General features: G+C 57.0%; 21 protein-coding genes. 12 read left to right on the top strand and 9 right to left on the bottom strand.

Going from position 1 to position 20,464, the window contains the following annotated elements:
- A complete protein-coding gene (locus ABFV38_RS13545; RefSeq protein WP_235403161.1) occupies window positions 1-1,140 on the top strand; it encodes a glycoside hydrolase family 88 protein in 1,140 nt (379 codons plus the stop codon).
- 76 nt (window positions 1,141-1,216) lie between these two features.
- On the opposite strand, the gene argS is transcribed toward ABFV38_RS13545, so the two are convergent.
- Complete coding sequence (gene argS, locus ABFV38_RS13540; RefSeq protein ID WP_235403162.1) at window positions 1,217-2,950, bottom strand: arginine--tRNA ligase; 1,734 nt, start codon at window positions 2,948-2,950, stop codon at window positions 1,217-1,219.
- Window positions 2,951-3,189: 239 nt separating this feature from the next.
- Here argS and ABFV38_RS13535 point away from each other — a divergent pair, with 239 nt between their 5' ends.
- A complete protein-coding gene (locus ABFV38_RS13535; protein ID WP_069718983.1) occupies window positions 3,190-3,759 on the top strand; it encodes a VOC family protein in 570 nt (189 codons plus the stop codon).
- A gap of 69 nt (window positions 3,760-3,828) precedes the next feature.
- Window positions 3,829-4,572 carry a copper homeostasis protein CutC gene (gene cutC / locus ABFV38_RS13530; protein WP_348957419.1) on the top strand — a complete coding sequence of 248 codons (744 nt, stop codon included), beginning with the start codon at window positions 3,829-3,831 and terminating at the stop codon, window positions 4,570-4,572.
- Between the two features lie 262 nt (window positions 4,573-4,834).
- Here the strand turns inward: cutC and cmoB are convergent, their stop codons facing one another.
- From cmoB to ABFV38_RS13505, 5 genes are read right to left on the bottom strand one after another with little or no spacing between them, the layout of a single operon-like run.
- The gene (cmoB, locus tag ABFV38_RS13525; protein WP_235403163.1) at window positions 4,835-5,806 is read right to left on the bottom strand and encodes a tRNA 5-methoxyuridine(34)/uridine 5-oxyacetic acid(34) synthase CmoB; all 972 of its coding nucleotides are present in this window, start codon (window positions 5,804-5,806) and stop codon (window positions 4,835-4,837) included.
- Window positions 5,803-6,546 carry a carboxy-S-adenosyl-L-methionine synthase CmoA gene (cmoA, locus tag ABFV38_RS13520; RefSeq protein WP_045908204.1) on the bottom strand — a complete coding sequence of 248 codons (744 nt, stop codon included), beginning with the start codon at window positions 6,544-6,546 and terminating at the stop codon, window positions 5,803-5,805. The genes cmoB and cmoA overlap by 4 nt, the downstream gene beginning before the upstream one ends.
- A 40-nt stretch (window positions 6,547-6,586) precedes the next feature.
- Entirely contained in the window at window positions 6,587-6,982 is a 396-nt protein-coding gene (locus ABFV38_RS13515) for an MAPEG family protein (protein WP_021240443.1), read from the bottom strand.
- A 51-nt stretch (window positions 6,983-7,033) separates the two neighbouring features.
- The gene (locus ABFV38_RS13510; RefSeq protein ID WP_229226073.1) at window positions 7,034-7,852 is read right to left on the bottom strand and encodes a DUF72 domain-containing protein; all 819 of its coding nucleotides are present in this window, start codon (window positions 7,850-7,852) and stop codon (window positions 7,034-7,036) included.
- The gene (locus tag ABFV38_RS13505) at window positions 7,849-8,415 is read right to left on the bottom strand and encodes a hydrolase (RefSeq protein WP_045908206.1); all 567 of its coding nucleotides are present in this window, start codon (window positions 8,413-8,415) and stop codon (window positions 7,849-7,851) included. The genes ABFV38_RS13510 and ABFV38_RS13505 overlap by 4 nt, the downstream gene beginning before the upstream one ends.
- 263 nt (window positions 8,416-8,678) lie before the next feature.
- On the opposite strand from ABFV38_RS13505, the gene aspS reads away from it, so the two are divergent.
- The 6 genes from aspS (at window position 8,679) to ruvB (ending at window position 13,934) form a co-directional block, all read left to right on the top strand.
- On the top strand, window positions 8,679-10,451 hold the full coding sequence (aspS, locus tag ABFV38_RS13500) for an aspartate--tRNA ligase (RefSeq protein WP_032675040.1): 1,773 nt from the start codon (window positions 8,679-8,681) through the stop codon (window positions 10,449-10,451).
- A gap of 1 nt (window position 10,452) precedes the next feature.
- Window positions 10,453-10,896: a dihydroneopterin triphosphate diphosphatase gene (gene nudB / locus ABFV38_RS13495; RefSeq protein ID WP_008500446.1), complete on the top strand. Its 444-nt coding sequence runs from the start codon at window positions 10,453-10,455 to the stop codon at window positions 10,894-10,896.
- A gap of 27 nt (window positions 10,897-10,923) precedes the next feature.
- Entirely contained in the window at window positions 10,924-11,664 is a 741-nt protein-coding gene (locus ABFV38_RS13490) for a YebC/PmpR family DNA-binding transcriptional regulator (protein ID WP_008500447.1), read from the top strand.
- A gap of 34 nt (window positions 11,665-11,698) precedes the next feature.
- The gene (gene ruvC, locus ABFV38_RS13485; protein ID WP_003859749.1) at window positions 11,699-12,220 is read left to right on the top strand and encodes a crossover junction endodeoxyribonuclease RuvC; all 522 of its coding nucleotides are present in this window, start codon (window positions 11,699-11,701) and stop codon (window positions 12,218-12,220) included.
- Between the two features lie 80 nt (window positions 12,221-12,300).
- On the top strand, window positions 12,301-12,915 hold the full coding sequence (gene ruvA, locus ABFV38_RS13480) for a Holliday junction branch migration protein RuvA (protein WP_023617042.1): 615 nt from the start codon (window positions 12,301-12,303) through the stop codon (window positions 12,913-12,915).
- A gap of 8 nt (window positions 12,916-12,923) precedes the next feature.
- Window positions 12,924-13,934, top strand: a complete 1,011-nt coding sequence (gene ruvB, locus ABFV38_RS13475; protein WP_008500449.1) for a Holliday junction branch migration DNA helicase RuvB — start codon at window positions 12,924-12,926, stop codon at window positions 13,932-13,934.
- A gap of 52 nt (window positions 13,935-13,986) precedes the next feature.
- Here ruvB and znuB read toward each other — a convergent pair whose 3' ends face one another.
- Window positions 13,987-14,772, bottom strand: a complete 786-nt coding sequence (znuB, locus tag ABFV38_RS13470; protein ID WP_048029424.1) for a zinc ABC transporter permease subunit ZnuB — start codon at window positions 14,770-14,772, stop codon at window positions 13,987-13,989.
- Window positions 14,769-15,524: a zinc ABC transporter ATP-binding protein ZnuC gene (gene znuC, locus ABFV38_RS13465; protein ID WP_048029425.1), complete on the bottom strand. Its 756-nt coding sequence runs from the start codon at window positions 15,522-15,524 to the stop codon at window positions 14,769-14,771. The genes znuB and znuC overlap by 4 nt, the downstream gene beginning before the upstream one ends.
- A 77-nt stretch (window positions 15,525-15,601) precedes the next feature.
- Between znuC and znuA the strand changes: the two genes are divergently transcribed.
- From znuA to lpxM, 3 genes are all read left to right on the top strand, one after another.
- The gene (gene znuA / locus ABFV38_RS13460; protein WP_235403179.1) at window positions 15,602-16,546 is read left to right on the top strand and encodes a zinc ABC transporter substrate-binding protein ZnuA; all 945 of its coding nucleotides are present in this window, start codon (window positions 15,602-15,604) and stop codon (window positions 16,544-16,546) included.
- Between the two features lie 15 nt (window positions 16,547-16,561).
- The gene (gene mepM, locus ABFV38_RS13455; protein ID WP_048029426.1) at window positions 16,562-17,881 is read left to right on the top strand and encodes a murein DD-endopeptidase MepM; all 1,320 of its coding nucleotides are present in this window, start codon (window positions 16,562-16,564) and stop codon (window positions 17,879-17,881) included.
- 121 nt (window positions 17,882-18,002) lie between these two features.
- Window positions 18,003-18,974: a lauroyl-Kdo(2)-lipid IV(A) myristoyltransferase gene (lpxM, locus tag ABFV38_RS13450; protein ID WP_045908211.1), complete on the top strand. Its 972-nt coding sequence runs from the start codon at window positions 18,003-18,005 to the stop codon at window positions 18,972-18,974.
- A gap of 45 nt (window positions 18,975-19,019) precedes the next feature.
- On the opposite strand, the gene pyk is transcribed toward lpxM, so the two are convergent.
- Complete coding sequence (gene pyk, locus ABFV38_RS13445) at window positions 19,020-20,462, bottom strand: pyruvate kinase (protein ID WP_008500455.1); 1,443 nt, start codon at window positions 20,460-20,462, stop codon at window positions 19,020-19,022.
- Window positions 20,463-20,464 lie beyond the last annotated feature (2 nt).

Raw genomic sequence — 20,464 nt, 5'->3', positions numbered from 1 at the left:
ATGAAAGTTTGGCCTGTCAAACATAGCCCGTTATTACGTCAGCCAGAGCGCTTTATCGCCCGGGACGAGCTGAAATCGCTGATTCAAAAGGTGACGCATAATCTGGTCAATATCCGCGACAAAACGGGTGAATTTTTGCTGCGGCTGGACGACGGGCGCGTGATCGACACCAAAGGCTGGGCCGGATGGGAGTGGACGCACGGCGTTGGCCTGTATGGTATCTGGCAGTATTACTGCCAGACCGGCGACGAAGGTATGCGCGACATCATCGACTGCTGGTTTGCCGACCGCTTTGCGGAAGGCGCAACCACCAAAAACGTGAATACCATGTCGCCGTTCCTGACGCTCGCTTATCGTTACGAAGAGACCCAAAATCAGGCCTGGCTGCCGTGGCTGGAAAGCTGGGCGGAATGGGCGATGGCGGAGATGCCGCGCACTGAACACGGCGGGATGCAGCACATCACCCTGGCGGAAGAGAACCATCAGCAGATGTGGGACGACACGCTAATGATGACGGTGCTGCCGCTGGCGAAAATCGGCAAGCTGTTCAACAAACCGGAGTACGTTGAAGAGGCGGTGTATCAGTTCCTGCTGCACGTGCAGAATCTGCTGGACCGGGAGACCGGACTGTGGTTCCACGGCTGGAGCTATGACGGTAATCATAACTTTGCCCGTGCCCGCTGGGCGCGCGGCAACAGCTGGCTCACCATCGTGATCCCGGACTTCCTCGAACTGGTGGATCTGCCGGAAAACAACGCCGTGCGCCGCTACCTGCTGCAGGTATTGAACGCGCAGATTGCCGCGCTGGCGAAGTGTCAGGACGGGAGTGGTTTGTGGCACACGCTGCTTGACGATCCACATTCTTATCTTGAGGCGTCCGCCACGGCAGGATTTGCCTACGGCATTCTGAAAGCCGTGCGCAAGCGCTATGTTGGCGCGGAGTATGCCGAAGTGGCAGAAAAAGCAATTCGCGGTATCGTCAGGAATATCTCGCCGGAAGGCGAGCTATTGCAAACGTCGTTCGGCACGGGCATGGGGAGCGATCTTGAGTTTTATCGTCAAATCCCGCTGACCTCAATGCCGTATGGGCAGGCGATGGCGATACTGTGTCTGACGGAGTATTTGCGGAAATACTTCTGAACCTGTGGATATCCCCGGTGGCGCTGTGTTTACCGGGGCTACAAAACAAAACCCGGCTTGCGCCGGGTTTTTTGCATTACATACGTTCTACGGTTTCGATACCCAGGGTATCCAGACCCAGCTTCAGGGTCTTCGCCGTCAGCTGCGCCAGCTTCAGGCGGCTGTTGCGGACAGATTCATTCTCCGCGGAGAGAATAGGGCAGTGCTCGTAGAAGCCGGAGAACAGACCCGCCAGATCGTACAGGTATGCGCACATCACGTGCGGCGTGCCGTCACGTGCGACCACGGTCAGCGTCTCTTCGAACTGCAGCAGGCGCGCTGCCAGCTGTGCTTCACGATCTTCCGTGATGGTCACGGTGGCATTCGCCAGCACGCTTTCGTCGATATTGGCTTTACGGAAGACCGACAGCACGCGGGTATAGGCGTACTGCATGTATGGTGCCGTGTTGCCTTCAAACGCCAGCATGTTATCCCAGTCGAAGATATAGTCGGTGGTACGGTTTTTGGACAGGTCAGCGTATTTCACCGCACCGATACCCACAGCGTTGGCCAGTTTTTCCAGCTCGTCGGCCGGCATGTCCGGATTCTTCTCGGCCACCAGACGACGGGCGCGTTCCAGCGCTTCGTCCAGCAGGTCGGACAGTTTCACGGTTCCGCCCGCACGGGTTTTGAACGGCTTGCCGTCTTTGCCCAGCATCATGCCGAACATATGGTGTTCCAGCGGAACGCTGTCCGGCACGTAACCGGCTTTACGCACGATCGTCCACGCCTGCATCAGGTGCTGGTGCTGACGGGAGTCGATGTAGTACAGCACGCGGTCGGCATGCAGCGTTTCGTAACGGTATTTCGCACAGGCGATGTCGGTCGTGGTGTAGAGATAGCCGCCATCCTTTTTCTGGATGATCACGCCCATCGGTTCGCCTTCCTTGTTTTTGTACTCATCAAGGAACACAACCGTTGCGCCTTCGCTCTCAACCGCCAGGTTTTTCGCTTTCAGGTCAGCCACAATGCCGGGCAGCATTGGGTTATACAGGCTTTCACCCATCACGTCGTCACGGGTCAGGGTGACGTTCAGACGGTTATAGGTCAGCTGGTTCTGAGACATGGTGATGTCAACCAGCTTGCGCCACATCTCGAGGAAGTATTGATCGCCGCCCTGCAGTTTTACCACGTAGCTGCGCGCGCGCTCGGCAAACGCTTCGTCTTCGTCGTAGTGTTTTTTGGCTTCGCGATAGAACCCTTCCAGGTCCGCCAGCGCCATTTCGCCCGCGTTTTCCTGCTGCTGTTTTTCCAGGTAAGCAATCAGCATCCCGAACTGGGTACCCCAGTCGCCCACGTGGTTCGCGCGGATCACCTTGTGACCGAGGAACTCGAGCGTACGCACCGCGGCATCACCGATGATGGTGGAGCGCAGGTGGCCAACGTGCATCTCTTTCGCCACGTTCGGGGCAGAGTAGTCGATCACGACGGTCTGCGCTTCCGGCTGGGAAACACCCAGACGGTCAGATTTCAGCGCCGCGTCAACGTGGCTTGCCAGGAAGGCAGGCTCAAGGAAGATGTTGATAAAGCCCGGGCCGGCGATTTCGGTTTTGCTGGCAATGCCGGTGAGATCCAGATGCGTCAGTACCTGCTCAGCGAGCTGTCGCGGCGGCATGCCCAGTTTTTTAGCCACTGCCATCACGCCATTAGCCTGATAGTCGCCAAACTGTACTTTTGCTGACTGACGAACCTGCGGTTCGCAATCCGCAGGCGCGCCTGCGGCAATCAGTGCCTGACTGACTTTTTCGGAGAGAAGAGCCTGAATATTCACCTGGATACCTTACTTTTTTGATGCGGGCTCACAACCACCCGCGCCAGTTAGAGAATTTAGGGCGGGAGTATACTGCAAATGCCTTCTGCCGTCAGCATCGCGGGGCCTGAAGATTGCTCAGAATCCAGGCTAAGAAGGTGTGCATAAACATGCAGTCATAAAAAGCCGGATTCTGCGGTTGGTCAAAACAGGGCAACAGAGTAAATTAGCGGCTTTGCGACACGAAAAGAGAGTGACTTATGGCGAACTGGCAATCCATTGACGAACTGCATGATATTTCCGCAGATTTACCGCGCTTCACCCAGGCGTTCACAGAACTTGCCACCCGTCTGGGTCTGGATATTGCGCCGCTTGAGGCCGATCACATCTCTTTGCGCTGCCATCAAAATGCTACTGCAGAGCGCTGGCGTCGTGGGTTCGAACAGTGCGGCGAGTTACTGTCCGAGAACATCATTAACGGTCGGCCTATTTGCCTGTTCAGGCTGCGTGAGCCGGTGAACGTGGCCCACTGGCAATTCACCGTGGTTGAACTGCCGTGGCCGGGCGAGAAGCGCTATCCGCACGAAGGGTGGGAGCACATTGAAATTGTCCTGCCGGGCGAGCCGGAGACATTAAACGCCCGTGCGCTGGCCCTGTTAGCTGACGAAGGCTTAAGCCAGCCAGGGATTTTTGTGAAGACCAGTTCACCCAAAGGTGAGCGCGAGCGATTACCGAATCCGACGCTGGCCGTCACGGACGGGAAGGTCACGGTGAAGTTTCATCCCTGGACCATTGAGCAGATCGTTGCCAGTGAAGCGCAAGAGATGTGAGTTCCCGCCGGGACTGAAAGCGTACGGCATGTCATGATGGCGCGTTTGGTGGGAGTAAAGGAGGATTAAATGGCGCTGCTGGAGATTTGCTGTTACAGCGTGGAGTGCGCCGTCACCGCGCAAAAACACGGGGCTGACCGCATTGAACTGTGTGCGGCACCCAAAGAGGGCGGGCTGACGCCTTCTTACGGTGTGCTGAGGGCCGCCCGTCAGGCCGTCACCATTCCCGTTCACCCGATTATTCGTCCGCGCGGCGGTGATTTTTGTTACACGGCGGGCGAGTTCGGTGCCATGCTTGAAGACATCGCCCTCGTTCGCGACCTGGGGTTCCCGGGGCTGGTCACCGGCCTGCTGGATGAAGACGGTAATATCGACCTCCCGCGCATGCGTCAGGTCATGAGCGCCGCGAAGGGGCTGGCCGTCACGTTTCATCGCGCATTTGATATGTGTAAAGACCCGCTTCAGGCCTTTGAATCGCTTGGAGAACTTGGCGTGACACGCGTTCTGACCTCGGGTCAACAGGCGTCCGCAGAAAAAGGAATGCAATTAATTACGGAACTAAACGCACATTCCCGCGCTCCAATAATAATGGCGGGTGCGGGAGTCCGTGCCAGCAATCTGGAACTGTTTTTAAACGCCGGGGTAAAAGAGCTGCACAGCTCGGCAGGCAAATGGATGCCGTCACCCATGCGTTATCGCAATACAGGATTGTCTATGTCGACGGATGCTGAAGCGGATGAGTATTCACGCTACGGTGTCGAGGGAGAGTCGGTTGCGGAAATGAAGTCGCTGATTGAGCGCCATCACGTGTAGCAACGTACCGATTTTTACCGCGCATCATGTCGCCCAATATGATGCTTGCTTGTACCAGGCCCCTGCAAATTACACAGGGGCCTTTTTTTCTCCTTCATATTTCAAGCCGCAGCCGCGTTGGCCGCCTCGCTCACCCCGGTCACTTACTGATGTAAGCTCCCGGGGATTCGCTGCGTTGCCGCCTTGCTGCAACTTGAACTATTTTGGAGAAAACGTGCGACGCGTAGGCCGGGTAAGGCGCAGCCGCCACCCGGCTAACAGGCTACGGCTTCGTCGCTATCAGCACCGCACGCATCGGCGCCGGATAGCCTTCAATGGTTTTGCTGTGATCGGTCGGGTCGAGGAACTGCTCCAGCGATTCGGTGATCATCCAGTCAGTGCGGCGCTGCTCTTCGATTGAGGTCACGCTGACATCGGCAATCCGCACGTCCACAAACCCGCATTTCTCCAGCCAGTTCTTCAGCGCCAGCGCGGAAGGGATGAAGTAAACGTTGCGCATCTGCGCGTAGCGATCGCCCGGCACCAGAACGGCATGTTCATCGCCTTCGATGACCAACGTTTCCAGCACCAGCTCGCCGCCGCTGACCAGCTGATCTTTCAGTTGCCACAGGTGCTCCAGCGGGGAACGACGGTGGTACAGCACGCCCATGGAGAACACGGTATCAAATGCTTTCAGAGCGGGCAGTTGCTCAATACCCAGCGGCAGCAGGTGGGCGCGCTGGTCGTTACCCAGCAGCTTACGTACCGCTTCAAACTGGCACAGGAACAGCTGCATCGGGTCAATACCCACCGCCAGATGCGCACCCGCGCCAATCATGCGCCACATGTGGTAACCGCTGCCGCAGCCCACGTCCAGAATGGTGCGCCCGGTCAGGTCGGAAAGGTGGGGCAGAACGCGATCCCATTTCCAGTCTGAGCGCCATTCGGTATTGATGTTCACGCCGTACAGCGAGAACGGCCCTTTGCGCCACGGCATCAGGTTGCGCATCAGCGTTTCGATGCGGTTTATCTGCCCTGGCGGAAGCGGTTCTTCACTCTCTGCGGTGACGCTGTGCAGGAGATCCAGACGATGCGGGGTCAGCTCGGGCAGAAACTCCACCGCATTCGCCCACTGCTTTAACAGGCCGTGCTGCTGATCGCGCTGCCAGGCGGCAATCTGCGCAGGCAGCGTCTCCAGCCAGTGGGAGAGGTGATTTTTGGCAATCAGCTGATAGAAGTTACTGAACTCGATCATGCCGGTTTCCCCGCTTTCAGCGCCACCAGCGAACCAAAGTTGAAGCACTGGAACCACAGTTCGCTATGCTCAAATCCGGCCTGACGCAGGCGCGCCTTGTGGGTTTCTACGGAGTCCGTCAGCATCACGTTTTCGAGCATACTGCGCTTCTGGCTGATCTCCAGCTCGCTGTAGCCGTTCGCACGCTTGAAATCGTGGTGCATATTGAACAGCAGCTCGCCAACCTCGGCATCTTCAAAGCTGAATTTCTCTGAGAGCACCAGCGCGCCGCCAGGATTTAGCCCCTGATAAATTTTGTCCAGCAGCAATTGGCGGTCTTCCGGCACCAGAAACTGCAGCGTGAAATTCAGCACGACCATGGACGCGTTAGTGATCTCAATCTCGCGGATATCGCCTTCCACCACGTCCACAGGCACAGGGGCTTTGTAGGCGTCAATATGGCGACGGCAGCGTTCAACCATCGCCGGGGAGTTATCGACGGCTATGATTCGGCAGCCTTCGTGGTGAACGTTACGACGAACCGACAGCGTTGCCGCGCCGAGCGAGCAGCCCAGGTCATAGACCTGCGTGCCGGGTTGAACGAAGCGCTCAGCCAGCATGCCGATCATAGAGATAATATTGGAATAACCGGGAACAGAGCGCTGGATCATATCCGGGAAGACTTCGGCTACCCGTTCATCGAAGGTCCAGTCGCCCAGGCTGGCGATAGGCGCGGAAAAAAGCGTGTCGCGATCTGACATAACGTAAAAATCCGGGAAAAATAAAGTGGCGTATTGTGCGCTAATGGAGGGAGAAAACCAACTCCCACGGCATATACCACAGATTAGCCAGCACCATCAGCAAAAGTGAACACCAGGTCGCACTCATGCCGGAACGACGCCAGCGGATTAAGCGGTGGTGAAAACCGTAATAGTGCATCAGGCGGCCAGCGATAAGCAGCAGGCCACAGATGTGCACCATCCAGGTTTCTGCGCCATTCATCTCCATAAACAGCAGCAGGATTAAGGCCGCGGGGATGTATTCGACCGCATTGCCGTGAATGCGGATTGCGCTTTGCAGCTCGGAAAATCCGCCGTCACCGTAGGAGACGCGGTAGAGCGTTCTGAGGCGCACAACATCAAATGAAAATTTAATCAGCAGTAATGCACCTAACACCGCATACAGCGCGCTGACCATACAAACTCCCTGTTTTTGGCAGATGGCACTTCACTATGATAGGGGGTGATATCAGAAAAGAGAAGATTGTTGTGGGATGGAAGGGGCGCAGCCCACGGACGGCACCGCAGTCTGCAAGGCCTGCCACAGAGCATCGACCAGTTCGGGGGCCTGGGCAATATCCGGCGTGTGCAAAAAGAGATACGGCGTGGTGGTGTGTTCCCACGAGGCCAGTTTTTCCAGCCAGACGGCGAACAGAGCCTGGTTTTGCTGCATGTTATCGCTGCCGATAAACCTGACCATTGGGTTCTTCGCGGTCACCACGGCATGAACGGGCACTTTTGGCTTTTTACGCTGCGCCTCAATGATGGCCTCACTGTGCGGTATCGCGCTGTGCACCGGACGGCTATCGAGGATCACCCGGTTAACGGAACGCTCGAGAAGGCCGCGGTTGAGCGCTTTTTCTGCTTCGCCCTTCGCAAAGAAGTCCTGGTGTCGAACTTCCACGCCGTAGGTAAACTCCCGGGGCAGGGCGTCCAGAAATGTCCACAGTGCGGGCAGGTCGCGCGGGCCAAAGACGGCCGGAAGCTGCAGCCAGTACTGGCCAATGCGGTTTGCCAGAGGCGCCATCCGGGCAAAGAATTCGTCGGTCAACTCACCGCAGTTTCGCAGCGCGGCCTGGTGAGAAATGGTCGCCGGAAACTTGAAGCAGAAGCGGAAGTCGTCGGTCGTTTGTTCCCGCCAGCGCGCAACAATCTCGGCTTTCGGGAGCGCATAGAGGGTAGTGTTACCCTCGACGCAGTTGAAGTGTCGGGCATACTCTTCAAGGCTGGTGATGCCAAGGCGCACCCATTTTGGGTGCGACCACTGGGGTAAACCGACATACATCATAGCGCGCTGACAATCTCATCCGTGCTGCGCACGCGGCCGATGCGCGGGAAGATGTGGGTCATGCTGCCCTGGTGCTGTTCCGCGGAGGCCGCGCTGCAGGCATCTTCGGCGATCACCAGATTAAAACCGAGCTCCCACGCGTTGCGGGCAGTCGACTCCACGCCGATGTTGGTGGAAATACCGCACAGGATAATGGTGTCAATGCCGCGACGGCGGAGCTGCAGCTCAAGATCGGTGCCGTAGAAGGCACCCCACTGGCGTTTGGTGACTTCGATGTCGCTGTCGCGTTTGCCAAGCGAGACCGGGTACGTCCACCAGTTTTCCGGCAGGGCTCGCGCGGGTGCCTGCGCATCAACGGGCTGTTTTAACGCTTCGGCGTAATCTGCAGACCAGCCGACGCGCACCATGACAACCGGGGCACCGCTGGCGCGGCATTTTTCCGCCAGGCGGGCGGCGCGGCTGACTACATCGTCCGCGGTATGCGGGCCACCGGCGAAGGGCAAAATGCCTTCCTGTAAATCAATGACTACAAGCGCGGTTTTTCTGGCATCAAGGGTTAACATCGTTACTCCCGTTAAATTAATCACTTCCAGACACCATACGACGTGATGGCCTGTTATTGGTCGCATAATTTTGTTAATTTTTGTGAGAATGCGCAATAAGAGTGCAGCAAACGACCGCCTGGCCGTGGTTCGCTCTTATCGTCCGGCGGAATTTCCAGTATAATAGCCGCCTTTTTTCATCCAGTTGTGACATACAGAAAGCTGCGACATAGTAGCCTGCATACCAGGCGACATTTAGCCTGCGGCTAATTAAGGGATATCTCATGCGTACAGAATATTGCGGGCAGCTGCGTCAGTCCCACGTCGGACAGCAGGTCACCCTGTGTGGTTGGGTCAATCGTCGTCGTGATCTTGGTAGCCTTATCTTCATCGATATGCGCGACCGCGAAGGTATCGTTCAGGTGTTCTTCGATCCGGATCGCGCAGATGCGTTGAAGCTGGCCTCTGAGCTGCGTAATGAGTTCTGCATTCAGGTCACCGGCACCGTACGTGCGCGTGACGAGAAAAACGTTAACGCCGACATGGCGACGGGTGCCATTGAAGTGCTGGCGTCCGATCTGACGATCATCAACCGTGCTGAAGCGCTGCCGCTGGACTCCAACCACGTCAACACCGAAGAAGCGCGTCTGAAATACCGCTACCTCGATCTGCGTCGCCCGGAAATGGCTCAGCGCCTGAAAACCCGCGCGAAAATCACCAGCCTGGTGCGTCGCTTTATGGATGACCACGGTTTCCTCGATATCGAAACCCCGATGCTGACCAAAGCCACGCCGGAAGGCGCGCGCGATTACCTGGTGCCATCCCGCGTTCATAAAGGCAAGTTCTACGCGCTGCCGCAGTCTCCACAGCTGTTCAAACAGCTGCTGATGATGTCCGGATTCGATCGCTACTATCAGATCGTGAAATGCTTCCGCGACGAAGACCTGCGTGCTGACCGCCAGCCTGAATTTACCCAGATCGATGTGGAAACCTCCTTCATGACCGCCGAGCAGGTGCGTGAAGTGATGGAAGCCCTGGTGCGTAGCCTGTGGAATGACGTGAAAGGCGTTGAGCTGGGCGATTTCCCAATCATGACCTTCGCGGAAGCCGAGCGTCGCTATGGCTCTGACAAACCAGACCTGCGTAACCCAATGGAGCTGGTAGACGTAGCTGATCTGGTTAAAAACGTGGAGTTCGCGGTATTCGCGGGCCCGGCTAACGACGCCAAAGGCCGCGTAGCAGCGCTGCGTGTACCGGGCGGCGCGGCTCTGAGCCGTAAGCAGATCGACGACTACGGTAACTTCATCAAGATCTACGGCGCGAAAGGTCTGGCCTATATTAAAGTGACCGAGCGTGCGAAAGGTCTGGAAGGTATCACCAGCCCGGTCGCGAAATTCCTGAACGCAGACATCGTGGAAGCGATCCTGGAGCGCACCGGCGCGCAGGACGGCGACATGATCTTCTTCGGTGCAGACAACAAGAAAGTCGTTGCGGATGCGATGGGCGCGCTGCGTCTGAAGCTCGGCAAAGACCTGAACCTGACCGACGAGAGCAAATGGGCGCCGCTGTGGGTTATCGACTTCCCAATGTTTGAAGACGACGGTGAAGGCGGCCTGACCGCGATGCATCACCCGTTCACCTCGCCAAAAGAGATGACAGCGGCAGAGCTGAAAGCGGCACCGGAAGAGGCGGTCGCCAACGCCTACGATATGGTCATTAACGGCTACGAAGTGGGCGGCGGTTCCGTGCGTATTCACAGCGGTGAAATGCAGCAGACCGTGTTCGGCATCCTGGGCATCAACGAACAGGAGCAGCGTGAGAAATTCGGCTTCCTGCTGGACGCGCTGAAATACGGTACGCCTCCGCACGCGGGTCTGGCTTTCGGTCTTGACCGTCTGACCATGCTGCTGACCGGCACCGATAACATCCGTGATGTTATCGCCTTCCCGAAAACCACTGCCGCCGCGTGTCTGATGACCGAAGCGCCAAGCTTTGCCAACCCGGCCGCACTGGCTGAGCTGGGCATTGAGGTGGTGAAGAAGGAAGAGAAAAACTGATATGACATATAAGCTCCCCGTTTCGGTCCTGGTGGTCATTTATGCAGAAGACACGAAGCGGGTGCTGATGTTGCAGCGGCGCGATGACCCTGAATTCTGGCAGTCGGTTACCGGCAGTCTGGAAGAGGGGGAAACCGCGCCGCAGGCCGCCGCGCGTGAAGTAAAGGAAGAGGTCGCCATTGACGTTGCCCGCGAGCAACTGACCCTGAAGGACTGTCAGCGCACGGTGGAGTTTGAAATTTTTAGCCATTTACGTCATCGCTACGCGCCGGGTACCGAGCGCAATACGGAATCGTGGTTCTGTCTCGCGCTCCCCCATGAACGGGAGATCGTGTTTACCGAACACCTGACCTACCGCTGGGTGAATGCGGCGGATGCCGCCGCACTGACCAAGTCGTGGAGCAACCGGCAGGCGATTGAAGAATTTGTAATTAACGCAGCCTGAAAAGGCGCGATTTTTGGAGAACTTTTTATGGCAGGTCATAGTAAGTGGGCCAACACCAAACACCGCAAAGCGGCACAGGATGCCAAGCGCGGTAAGATCTTTACCAAAATCATTCGCGAGCTGGTGACGGCAGCGCGTCTGGGCGGCGGTGACCCGGCGTCTAACCCGCGTCTGCGCGCGGCGGTGGATAAAGCGCTGTCCAACAACATGACGCGTGACACCCTGAACCGTGCTATCGCACGTGGCGTGGGCGGCGATGAAGACGCGAACATGGAAACCATCATCTATGAAGGTTACGGTCCTGGCGGTACGGCGGTAATGGTTGAGTGCCTGTCCGACAACCGTAACCGTACCGTTGCGGAAGTGCGCCACGCCTTCACTAAGACCGGTGGCAACCTGGGCACTGACGGTTCCGTTGCGTACCTGTTCAGCAAAAAAGGCGTCATCTCTTTCGAGAAAGGCGACGAAGATGCGATCATGGAAGCGGCGCTGGAAGCCGGTGCGGAAGACGTGGTGACCTTTGACGACGGTGCTATCGACGTTTACACCGCGTGGGAAGAGATGGGTGCCGTGCGCGATGCGCTGGAAGCGGCTGGCCTGAAAGCGGACAACGCGGAAGTCTCCATGATTCCGTCCACCAAAGCGGACATGGATGCGGAAACCGCACCAAAACTGCTGCGTCTGATCGACATGCTCGAAGACTGCGACGACGTACAGGAAGTGTACCACAACGGTGAAATCTCTGATGAGGTTGCAGCGACTCTCTAATGAGAGCGTGTAGATCCGTTACAGGAGACGCGTGATGTCGATTATTCTCGGGATTGACCCAGGCTCACGCGTCACCGGGTATGGCGTTATCCGTCAGGTGGGACGCCAGTTAACCTACCTCGGCAGCGGCTGTATTCGCACCAAAGTGGACGATCTGCCTTCGCGCCTGAAGCTCATTTATGCGGGCGTGTCGGAGATCATCACCCAGTTTCAGCCGGACTATTTCGCCATCGAGCAGGTCTTTATGGCGAAAAACGCCGATTCGGCGCTAAAGCTCGGTCAGGCGCGCGGAGTGGCCATCGTGGCTGCGGTAAACCAGGATTTGCCGGTATTTGAATACGCGGCACGTCAGGTCAAGCAGACGGTGGTGGGCATCGGTAGCGCGGAGAAAAGTCAGGTGCAGCACATGGTGCGGACCCTGCTGAAGCTCCCTGCAAACCCGCAGGCTGACGCCGCGGATGCGCTGGCGATTGCGATTACCCACTGTCACGTCAGTCAGAACGCGATGCAAATGAGCGAGTCGCGGCTCAATCTGGCGCGAGGCAGGTTACGATAATGACAAATCAGGCTGGATGTTTATCCAGCCTTTTTTTATTATGTCGGCAGTTAATTTCTTCCAGAACGCAGGAGCGTCACGTGATAGGCAGACTCAGAGGCATCATCATTGAAAAACAACCCCCGTTAGTGCTGCTGGAAGTGGGTGGCGTGGGCTATGAAGTCCATATGCCGATGACCTGCTTCTACGAGCTGCCGGACGCGGGCAAAGAGGCGATCGTCTTTACTCAGTTTGTGGTGCGTGAAGATGCTCAACTGCTGTACGGCTTCAACAACAAACAGGAACGCACGCTGTTCCGCGAGCTGATTAAAACCAACGGCGTCGGGCCAAAGCTGGCGCTGGCGATCTTATCCGGCATGTCCGCGCCACAGTTTGTGAATGCCGTTGAGCGTGAAGATCCTGCGGCGCTGATTAAGCTTCCTGGCATTGGTAAGAAAACGGCAGAGCGCCTGATTGTCGAGATGAAAGACCGCTTCAAAGGCCTGCATGGCGATCTCTTCACGCCGGCGGCCGATCTGGTGCTGACCTCCCCAGGCGCGCCTGCGACGGATGATGACGCCGAGCAGGAAGCGGTTGCCGCGCTGGTGGCGCTGGGCTATAAACCTCAGGAGGCCAGCCGCATGGTAAGTAAAATTGCCAAACCGGACGCCAGCAGTGAAACCCTGATTCGTGAAGCGCTGCGCGCTGCATTGTGAGGTAAAGGATGATTGAAGCAGACCGCCTGGTTTCGGCAGGCACTGTTCAGGCAGAGGATGTGGTGGATCGCGCGATTCGCCCAAAACTGCTTGATGAGTACATTGGCCAGCCGCAGGTTCGTTCCCAGATGGAGATTTTTATCCAGGCGGCAAAACTGCGCGGCGATGCGCTCGATCACCTGCTGATTTTTGGCCCTCCGGGGTTGGGCAAAACCACGCTGGCGAATATCGTCGCTAATGAAATGGGCGTAAACCTGCGCACCACCTCCGGCCCGGTGCTGGAGAAGGCGGGCGATTTGGCGGCCATGCTGACCAACCTCGAACCGCATGACGTGCTGTTTATCGATGAGATCCACCGTCTGTCACCGGTGGTGGAAGAGGTGCTCTATCCGGCGATGGAAGATTATCAGCTGGATATCATGATTGGTGAAGGTCCGGCGGCACGCTCCATCAAAATCGATCTGCCGCCGTTTACCCTGATTGGCGCAACAACGCGAGCCGGGTCGTTGACCTCTCCACTGCGCGACCGCTTCGGTATCGTGCAGCGTCTGGAGTTTTACCAGGTGGCCGACCTCCAGCACATCGTTGGCCGCAGCGCCCGCTATATGGGGCTGGAGATGAGCGAAGAGGGGGCGTTTGAAGTGGCGAAACGTTCCCGTGGTACGCCGCGTATCGCCAACCGCCTGCTGCGCCGCGTGCGTGACTTTGCTGAGGTGAAGCACAACGGTTCGATCTCCGCTGAGATCGCCGCGCAGGCGCTGGATATGCTGAACGTCGATGCCGAAGGTTTTGACTACATGGACCGCAAGCTGCTGCTGGCGGTGCTGGACAAGTTCTTTGGCGGCCCGGTCGGGCTGGATAACCTGGCGGCGGCAATCGGGGAAGAGCGTGAAACCATTGAGGATGTGCTTGAACCGTATCTGATCCAGCAGGGCTTCCTGCAGCGCACACCGCGTGGACGTATGGCGACGGTGCGGGCGTGGAATCATTTCGGCATTACGCCACCGGCAATGCCGTAAGCAGCGATAATTTTTAGCCCCGGTAAGCGAAGCGCCACCGGGGACATACCCACTACTGTGCGGTCTTCTTCATCATACTGAAGATAAACAGCACCGCCGCACTCAGCACCACGGACGGCCCGGCAGGCGTGTCATAGAACGCCGAGAAGGTGAGTCCACCCGTTACCGCGATCATTCCGACAATCACGGCCACACCGGCCATCTGCTCCGGCGTACGGGCAAAACGACGCGCCGTAGCCGCAGGGATGATCAGCAGCGAGGTAATAATCAGCGCGCCGACAAACTTCATCGCCACGCCTATGGTTAACGCCGTTACCAGCATCAGCAGCAGCTTAACGCGCTGCAGCTTCACGCCGTCGACAAACGCCAGGTCCGGGCTGACGGTCATGGCCAGCAGGTTACGCCACTGCCAGAGCAGAATGCCGAGGACCACCACAACGCCAATCGCGATAGCGATGAGATCGTCTGGCGTGACGGCCAGCAGGTCACCGAACAGGTATGCCATCAGATCCACGCGGATATTCGACATCAGGCTGACCACCACCAGGCCCAGCGACAGGGCACTGTGCGCCATGATGCCAAGCAGGGTATCGATGGCGAGGTGAGGGCGCTTTTCCAGCCAGACCAGACCGGCCGCCAGCAGCAGCGTAACCACAATCACCGCGTAGAACGGGTTGACATTCAGTAGCAGACCAAAAGCCACGCCCAACAGGGACGCGTGCGCCAGGGTATCACCGAAGTAAGACATTCTGCGCCACACCACAAACGAGCCGAGCGGGCCCGCGGCGCAGGCAAGCATAATCCCGGCCAGCCAGCCGGGCAGTAACAGTTCAATCATGAGTGTCCATTTCCCCGACGCAGAACGATTCGTCCCTGCAAATCATGGCGATGATTATGATGATGGCGATAGATGCCGAGCTGTTCAGCGCCGCGAGGGCCGAACATGGAGATAAATTCCGGGTGCATGGAGACCACTTCTGGCGTGCCGGAGCAGCAGATATGGTGGTTAAGACACAGCACTTCGTCAGTCTTTGCCATCACCAGATGCAGGTCGTGGGATACCATCAGCACCGCGCAGTTCAGTTCCCGTCGCAGCTGGTCAATGAGGTCGTATAGCGCGACCTGGCCGTTGACGTCTACACCCTGCGTCGGCTCATCCAGCACCAGCAGCTGCGGGCTGCTGAGCAACGCGCGGGCAAGCAAAACGCGCTGCGTTTCTCCGCCGGACAGTTTTTGCAGCGGCGCATCGACAAGATGGCCCGCCTGCACGCGCTTCAGCGCCGGGAGAATATCGGCTTTACGCGTGCCGGGACGCAGGCGCAGGAAACGGCTGACCGTCAGCGGCAGCGTGGCGTCGAGGTGCAGTTTTTGCGGTACATAGCCGATACGCAATTTTTCCTCGCGCGTGATCACGCCTTCATCGGGTGCGACCAGACCCAGCACCACACGTACCAGAGTGGATTTGCCTGCGCCATTGGGGCCGAGCAGCGTCAGAATTTTGCCGGGCTTCAGATCGAGCGACACGTCAGAGAGGACGCGGCGCTGGCCAAATGAGACCGAAATATTTTCAAGGGAAACCAATGTCGTCATGTCATTTTAAGCTTGAAGAAGTCAACGAATGTTATAATATCACATTCCACGCATTCACTACGATGATTAGTCGCATTATGTTACATAAAAATACGCTTCTTTTCGCAGCATTATCCGCTGCCCTTTGGGGTACAACCGCACAAGATGTTAACGCTGCGGTTGTCGCTTCGCTTAAACCGCTCGGGTTCATCGCGTCAGCCATTGCTGACGGGGTAACAGAAACCCAGGTTCTGCTCCCGGATGGTGCATCGGAGCATGATTATTCCCTGCGCCCTTCCGATGTAAAACGCTTACAAAACGCGGACTTAGTTGTCTGGATCGGTCCGGAAATGGAAGCGTTTATGCAGAAGTCAGCAAAACAGGTGGCGGGTGAAAAACAGGTCGCGATTGCCGGCCTCCCCGGCGTGAAACCGTTACTCATGAAAGGGGCGGATGACGACGGCGACGAACATGACCATCATGCTGCCGACGGTGAAAAAGGTGATGGAGATCACCATCACGGCGAGTACAACATGCATCTTTGGCTATCCCCAGAGATAGCGCGGCTTTCAGCGGTTGCAATCCATGACAAATTAGTGGAACTTATGCCGCAAAGTCGAGCCAAACTAGACGCCAACCTGAAGGATTTTGAGGCACAATTAGCCGCAACCGATAAGCAGGTTGGTAATGAGCTCGCACCGTTGAAAGGAAAAGGGTATTTCGTTTTTCATGACGCCTACGGCTATTACGAAAAACACTACGGTTTGACCCCGCTGGGTCACTTTACCGTCAACCCTGAAATTCAACCTGGTGCGCAGCGTTTACATGAAATCAGAACACAGCTGGTTGAGCAAAAAGCGACATGCGTTTTTGCTGAGCCACAGTTCAGGCCAGCGGTCGTAGAAGCCGTGGCCAGGGGGACATCCGTGCGCATGGGGACCCTTGACCCGCTAGGAACGAATATCCAGTTGAGCAAAGCGAGCTATTCGCAGTTCCTCAGCCAACTGGCGAACCAGTATGCGAGCTGCCTGAAAGGAGATTAACGAGGAAGTGAATACGTGCAACAGATAGCCCGCTCTGTCGCCCTGGCATTTAACAATCTGCCTCGACCCCACCGCGTCATGCTGGGGTCGCTTACAGTACTCACCTTAGCGGTCGCCGTCTGGCGGCCCTATGTTTACCACCCGAGTTCTGCCCCTATCATCAAAACCATCGAGCTTGAAAAGAGCGAAATTCGCTCTTTGCTGCCTGAAGCCAGCGAGCCTATCGACCAGTCGGCTCAGGAAGATGAAGCTATTCCACAGGATGAACTGGACGATAAAACCGAGAACGAAGCGGGTATTCACGAATATGTTGTTTCTACCGGGGACACGCTGAGCAGCGTGCTGAACCAGTACGGCATCGACATGGGGAATATCAGCCAGCTGGCGGCGGCAGATAAAGATCTTCGCAACCTGAAAATCGGGCAACAGCTCTCCTGGACGTTAACGGCCGATGGCGATCTGCAGCGTCTGACCTGGGAAATGTCCCGCCGCGAAACCCGCACCTACGATCGCACGGCGACGGGCTTTAAAATGACCAGCGAAATGCAGAAGGGCGACTGGGTTAACAGCGTTCTGAAAGGCACCGTGGGGGCAAGCTTTGTTTCCAGCGCGCGTGATGCAGGGTTGACCAGCGCTGAAATCAGTTCGGTGATCAAAGCCATGCAGTGGCAGATGGATTTCCGCAAACTGAAGAAGGGCGATGAGTTCTCCGTTCTGATGTCCCGCGAAATGCTGGACGGCAAGCGCGAGCAAAGCCAGCTGCTGGGCGTGCGTCTGCGCTCCGAGGGCAAAGATTACTACGCGATCCGTGCCGAAGACGGTAAGTTCTACGACCGCAGCGGTACGGGCCTTGCAAAAGGCTTCCTGCGCTTCCCGACGGCTAAACAGTTCCGCGTCTCCTCCAACTTTAACCCGCGTCGTCTGAACCCGGTAACCGGGCGTGTCGCACCGCACCGTGGCGTTGACTTTGCCATGCCGCAGGGCACACCGGTTCTGGCGGTAGGGGATGGTGAAGTTGTGGTGGCCAAACGTAGCGGTGCAGCCGGGTATTACGTTGCGGTACGTCATGGCCGTACGTATACGACCCGCTACATGCACCTGCGTAAGCTGCTGGTTAAACCGGGCCAGAAGGTGAAACGTGGCGATCGTATTGCGATCTCTGGTAATACCGGACGCTCTACCGGCCCGCACCTGCACTATGAAGTGTGGATTAACCAACAGGCAGTGAACCCGCTGACGGCGAAACTGCCGCGCACCGAAGGCCTGACAGGTAAAGATCGTACTGATTATCTGGCGCAGGTGAAAGAGGTATTGCCGCAGCTGAGCTTAGACTAAGCCCTCTGTTTTTGTTAAAAAAGCCGGCGCACACTGACGCCGGCTTTTTCTTTTGTGCGCGGACGACTGCCTCGCTACACTATCTGAATAATTTTTTGCGTCATCAGACCCTGGATCCAGCATGGAAACCCAAAAAAACAATATTGAATACATTCCTGAGTTTGAAAAATCCTTTCGTCATCCGCGCAACTGGGGCGCCTGGCTTGGCGTTTATGCCTTTGCGGGGATAGCGATGCTGCCGGCTTCCGTCCGCGATCCTGTCCTGGGTAAAATTGGCCGTCTGGCCGGGCGTTTTGGCAAGAGTGCCCGCCGTCGCGCGCAGATCAACCTCTATTACTGTTTTCCGGAAAAGAGTGATGCCGAGCGCGAGGCAATCATTGATGAGATGTATACCACCGCACCGCAGGCCATGGCGATGATGGCGGAGCTGGCGCTGAAAGGGCCGGATAAAATTGTCGATCGCGTTGACTGGAAAGGGCTGGAAATCATCGAGGAGATGCGTCGCAATGACGAGAAAGTCATTTTCCTTGTCCCACACGGCTGGGGCGTTGATATTCCGGCGATGCTGATGGCCTCTCAGGGCCAGAAGATGGCGGCAATGTTCCACAATCAGGGCAATAAGATCTTCGATTTTGTCTGGAATACGGTGCGTCGTCGTTTTGGCGGACGCCTGCATGCCCGTAACGATGGCATTAAGCCCTTCATTCAGTCGGTACGCCAGGGGTACTGGGGCTACTATCTGCCGGATCAGGACCACGGCCCCGAGCACAGCGAGTTTGTCGATTTCTTTGCGACTTATAAAGCGACGCTCCCCGCGATTGGTCGCCTGATGAAAGTGTGTCGTGCCCGGGTGATCCCGCTGTTCCCGGTCTATGACGGCAAAACGCATCGCCTGAGTATTGAGGTTCGTCCGCCGATGGACGATCTGCTCACCGCCGATGACCACACCATTGCGCGTCGGATGAACGAAGAAGTGGAGATTCTGGTGGGACCGCATGCCGAACAGTACACGTGGATTTTGAAGCTGCTTAAAACGCGCAAACCGGGCGAAACAGAGCCGTATAAACGCAAAGAGCTGTATCCAACGAAATAAAAAAAGCCCTCTCCATCTGGAGAGGGCTTTTTAACAGAGACGTTATTACTCGACGGTCATAACGCGCGTGGTGTTGGTTGAGCCGATGGTGCTCATCACATCACCCTGGGTCACAATAACGATATCACCTGACACCAGATAGCCTTTGTCGCGCAGCAGGTTTACGGCATCGTGCGCGGCGGCCACGCCGTCATTGGTGCTGTCGAAGTGAACCGGCGTCACGCCGCGGTAGAGCGCCGTCAGGTTCAGCGTACGTTCGTGACGGGACATGGCGAAGATCGGCAGACCCGAGCTGATACGCGAGGTCATCAGCGCGGTGCGGCCAGATTCGGTCATGGTGATGATTGCGGTAACGCCCTTCAGATGGTTCGCCGCATACATTGCTGACATCGCAATCGCTTCTTCCACGTTGTCGAACTGCACGTCCAGACGGTGTTTAGAGACGTTGATGCTTGGGATCTTTTCAGCGCCCAGGCAGACGCGCGCCATGGCGGCCACGGTTTCTGCCGGATACTGGCCCGCTGCGGTTTCTGCGGAGAGCATCACCGCATCGGTACCGTCCAGCACGGCGTTTGCCACGTCCATGACTTCTGCACGGGTTGGCATCGGGTTAGTGATCATCGATTCCATCATCTGAGTCGCGGTGATCACCGCGCGGTTCAGCTGACGTGCGCGACGAATCAGGGCTTTCTGAATACCGACCAGCTCAGGGTCGCCGATTTCCACACCCAGGTCGCCGCGCGCAACCATCACCACGTCTGACGCGAGGATCACGTCGTCCATGGCGTCCTGATCGCAAACGGCTTCCGCACGCTCAACTTTGGCGACGATTTTGGCATCGCAGCCTGCATCGCGTGCCAGGCGACGCGCATAGTTCAGATCTTCGCCGCAGCGCGGGAAGGAGACAGCCAGGTAATCAACGCCGATCAGCGCAGCCGTCACGATGTCCGCTTTGTCTTTATCGGTGAGCGCCTCTGCAGAGAGGCCGCCGCCCAGTTTGTTGATGCCTTTATTGTTGGAGAGCGGGCCGCCGACGGTAACTTCGGTGAACACTTTCATGCCCTGAACTTCCAGCACTTTCAGCTGTACGCGGCCATCATCAAGCAGCAGGATATCGCCAGGTACGACGTCAGCCGGGAGGCCTTTATAGTCGATACCGACTTTTTCTTTATCGCCTTCACCTTTGCCCAGGTTGGCATCCAGCAGAAATTTGTCGCCGATATTGAGGAAAACTTTCCCCTCTTTAAAGGTGGAGACACGAATTTTTGGACCCTGCAAATCGCCGAGGATAGCAACGTGGCGGCCCAGTTTTGCTGCGATTTCACGCACTTTATCGGCACGTAATTTATGGTCTTCTGGCGTACCGTGAGAGAAGTTCATACGCACCACGTTGGCACCGGCGGCGATAATTTTTTCGAGATTATTATCGCGATCGGTGGCCGGGCCTAAGGTGGTTACGATCTTGGTTCTGCGAAGCCTTCTGGACATGT

The sequence above is a fragment of the Enterobacter cloacae complex sp. Mu1197 genome (assembly GCF_040059225.1).
In the GTDB taxonomy this organism is placed as follows: Bacteria; Pseudomonadota; Gammaproteobacteria; order Enterobacterales; family Enterobacteriaceae; genus Enterobacter; species Enterobacter quasiroggenkampii.
Note: the sequence above shows the minus strand (reverse complement) of the source record. Positions and strands in the feature narration are given on the sequence as shown.